The organism is Thermoanaerobacter sp. A7A, assembly GCF_000445185.1.
Taxonomy (GTDB): domain Bacteria; phylum Bacillota; class Thermoanaerobacteria; order Thermoanaerobacterales; family Thermoanaerobacteraceae; genus Thermoanaerobacter.
In genome coordinates, this window is the sequence record NZ_AVAF01000066.1 from 1 (window position 1) to 3,199 (window position 3,199).

Below are 3,199 nucleotides of genomic sequence, written 5' to 3' on the forward strand. Positions count from 1 at the left end.
AATACATTAGAATCTGCCAGGGAATTAGGTAAGAGTCCAAGAAAAGTCATCTTTGGTGGGAAAAAGCTGTTTAAAAAACTACAAAAACGCCATATAAATGGGAAAGCATATAAAAAATTAAAAATCAGGTGGCAGGAGAAGAGAAAAGGAAATCTTTATTCAAGAGGAGATAAAAGCAAAAAAGGGAATCTTAACACAAGAATAGAGATAAATGAAAATGGTACTTTCTTAAGGATAAATGTAGGAGAAAGAAAGTACGTATATGCGAAGATACAGGCGGGATGGAAGAAGAAAAAAAACAGAGAAGAGATACTTCAGGAAATCTCCAAATCCAATATACCATACTCTGTAGAGCTAAAACTTAAAAATGGCAGCATATACGCTTATTTTACTATTGAAGAAGAGTATCCGGAAATAATGATAAAAAAAGACAAAGGAGTCATAGGAATAGACATAAATGCATATCCAGACAACATATCATGGGCAGAGACAGACGAAAAAGGGAATCTAATAAGCTATGGCAGTATACCAATGCCAGAGCTTGCAAGCGGAAATAAAGACAAAAGAGAATATTTCAGATGGCGGTATGCTCATGAAATAGTAAAAATAGCAAAAGAAAAAGGAAAAGCAATAGTAATTGAAGAATTAGAAATAAAAGAAAAAGGTAAAAGAGGGGACTTTTCAGGGGGAAAATCAAGAAGGATAAGGCATAACTTTAGCTACAAATCACTTTTAAAAAAGATAAAAGTTTTAGCAAAACGAGAAGAGATAGAAGTTATAGAGGTTAATCCTGCTTACACATCAATAATAGGCATGTTGAAATATGCACCGCAATATATGATAACAAAAGATATAGCAGCAGCCTATGTAATAGCAAGAAGAGGATTAGGAATAGAAGAGAAAATACCAAGTAATTACATAAAACTTCTTAATACGTTGGATGTAAAAGAATTAGAAAAATTAAAAGAGCATGTAAAGAAAACAGTCAGAAACAAGCAGTTGAAGAAAAAACACTTAAAAGAGATAAAGAAAGTGATAGAATTTCTACAAAGCCTTGAGAGTAAGCCAGGAAGGGTGCTAGAACCTCTGGATGGAACAAGTTTTAGTGTCCATAATTTCTGGCGAGTTCTCAAGGTAGCGGTGGTAACTCCACTCTCCCCTGAGAAAGTGCCAAGAGACTTCTCTGTCCTGAAGGAGTTATTAATTCAGGGCAAGTGGGGAGGCTTGTAAGAGCGCGAGTTCCTGCTTCTTGGGGCAGGGGCTATGACTTTCCCAAAAACCGCCTGCTGGGGCTGGGAAAGTCTGAAGGGCGGACTACAAATACCCCAGCTGCCTAAACTGTACACTTTTGTACAGTTTGGGTAACCAGGTCTTAACCCTTTGTATTCTATAATTAAAGAATTTATATCCATGCAGGTTTCTATTATAAGCTGTACCAGTCTTTCACCAGTATAATAAATGAAGTAATTGCTTATGTATTCCTCATAAGTATATTCAGTTATTGGCAGAAGTTGTTTTACATAATTAGAGAGGCTTATTAATTTGCGGCGGATGACATCTTTGTAATTCATTTTTTATCCCCTTTTTTAAATAATTTTCTTCCAATTTTCTTAATCTTTTCACATCATCATAACCTTTGACAGAATACAAATAAAAATCTAGGTATGCTTCAGGATAAGCCTGATACAACACTTTGCAACTACTTATAATTTCAAAACGCAAAAGTGGATCAGCATAGTTTAAAATTACAACATCAATATCCTCTCTATTGAAAATTTCTACAAGCTCTTTTAATATTGAGCTATACAAAGCCATTTCTATGTTTTTATCAAATTTTATTCCAATATCTAAATCGCTCAATTCATGTACTCTTCCTCTTGCATAGGAGCCAAATATCAAGATTAATGATGGATTATATTTGTTAACAAATTCATTTAATTTTTCTTTGTCGTAAAAAATGCCATCTATCTCATAAAACATGTACTTCCCCTCGCATAACAAACGTATTTTAAAACTATATCAAAAACTATTTATAACTTAAACTCGATTTATCAATAAACAAAAGCCTTAATATTTCAAGTCCCATACCTTCTAAATTGCTCTTTGCACCGCTTCCAAAAAGTACGCTAAAAGGATTTGGCGTTGTGTAATATTTTAACACAGGTTTGTCTTTTATGCCTGCCTCTTCCGCAGCAATATCTACTGCATCATAAAAATCTCCCAGTTTATCCACAAGACCAATTTTAAGGGCCTGCCTTCCTGTAAATATTCTTCCATCTGCTAATTCTTTTACTTTATCTATAGGCATTTTTCTTCCTTCAGACACAATCTCTAAAAACTGTTGAAAAGTGTCGTCTATTATCCCCTGCAATATTTTCTTTTCTTCAGGAGTCAAATCCCTTGTAGGAGAACCCATGTCTTTGTGAACGCCACTTTTTATAGTCACTTCTTTTAACCCCAATTTGTCGTAAAGCTCTTTATAATTGGTATACTGCATAATAACACCAATGCTTCCTGTTATTATAGCAGGGTTTGCCACTATTATGTCTCCTGCACATGCTGCCATATATCCCCCTGAAGCTGCAGTATCTCCCATTGAAACTATGACTTTTTTACCGGTTTCTTTTAATTTTTTAATCTCTTTGTAAATTTCTATTGATTTTGCAGCAGAACCACCTGGACTGTTTATTTTAATTATAACGGCTTTGACAGTGTTATCTTCTTGAGCTTTCCTTATCTGTTCAACTGGGTCATTTAAATTTTGCGGTATTCCCAATAAATTTGTTGTCTCTCCAATAATACCTTCAATTGTTATAACGCCTATTGTGTTGGAAGTCAATGGCACATTTTTGTTCTCTTGAGGCATTGTAAGAAAAATAGAGGCAATAGAAGTACCGATTATCAAGACAATCACAATTAGTCCTATTAAGGCTTTTTTACTCATTTTTTCTCCTCCCTCATTCTCCTTTATATAATCTCTCCACAAAGCTTTTTGCCATTAAATACACCACAATATTTAATGCGATAAACAAACCCTCTATTACCGAAGCAATTATCACTTTAGCAAAGCCAAACTTTTCAAATAGCCCAATAATCGCAAACATACAACCTATCAAAAAAATCGTAACAATCATGCTAAAAAGCACATTTAAATTTCCCTTCATAGCCTTTTGAGGATTCTCCCATTCAAAGGAAGGCT

4 protein-coding genes and 1 pseudogene are annotated in these 3,199 nt (G+C 34.3%); 1 reads left to right on the top strand and 4 read right to left on the bottom strand.

All coding sequences use genetic code 11. The features are described 5' to 3' along the window. Positions 1 to 1,230: IS200/IS605 family accessory protein TnpB-related protein (locus M663_RS0104165; protein ID WP_029688036.1), on the top strand; the 1,230-nt coding region annotated here is incomplete at its 5' end. Here M663_RS0104165 and M663_RS15205 read toward each other — a convergent pair. From M663_RS15205 to M663_RS0104180, 4 genes and pseudogenes are all read right to left on the bottom strand, one after another. Further along, positions 1,206 to 1,571 carry a HepT-like ribonuclease domain-containing protein gene (locus M663_RS15205; RefSeq protein ID WP_273702622.1) on the bottom strand — a complete coding sequence of 122 codons (366 nt, stop codon included), beginning with the start codon at positions 1,569 to 1,571 and terminating at the stop codon, positions 1,206 to 1,208. The two genes, M663_RS0104165 and M663_RS15205, sit on opposite strands and share 25 nt — an antisense overlap. Continuing rightward, positions 1,525 to 1,980: a nucleotidyltransferase domain-containing protein gene (locus tag M663_RS0104170; protein ID WP_029688037.1), complete on the bottom strand. Its 456-nt coding sequence runs from the start codon at positions 1,978 to 1,980 to the stop codon at positions 1,525 to 1,527. Before M663_RS0104170 ends, M663_RS15205 begins: the two co-directional genes overlap by 47 nt. A 46-nt stretch (positions 1,981 to 2,026) precedes the next feature. After that, positions 2,027 to 2,944 carry a signal peptide peptidase SppA gene (gene sppA, locus M663_RS0104175; RefSeq protein ID WP_029688038.1) on the bottom strand — a complete coding sequence of 306 codons (918 nt, stop codon included), beginning with the start codon at positions 2,942 to 2,944 and terminating at the stop codon, positions 2,027 to 2,029. 13 nt (positions 2,945 to 2,957) lie between these two features. Beyond that, positions 2,958 to 3,199, bottom strand: a pseudogene (locus tag M663_RS0104180) (hypothetical protein); the annotation flags it as partial.

Coding starts and splice junctions, on each gene's coding strand:
- sppA (WP_029688038.1), bottom strand. CDS start 2,944: ATGAGTAAAAAAGCCTTAATAGGACTAATTGTGATTGTCTTGATAATC.
- M663_RS15205 (WP_273702622.1), bottom strand. CDS start 1,571: ATGAATTACAAAGATGTCATCCGCCGCAAATTAATAAGCCTCTCTAAT.
- M663_RS0104170 (WP_029688037.1), bottom strand. CDS start 1,980: ATGTTTTATGAGATAGATGGCATTTTTTACGACAAAGAAAAATTAAAT.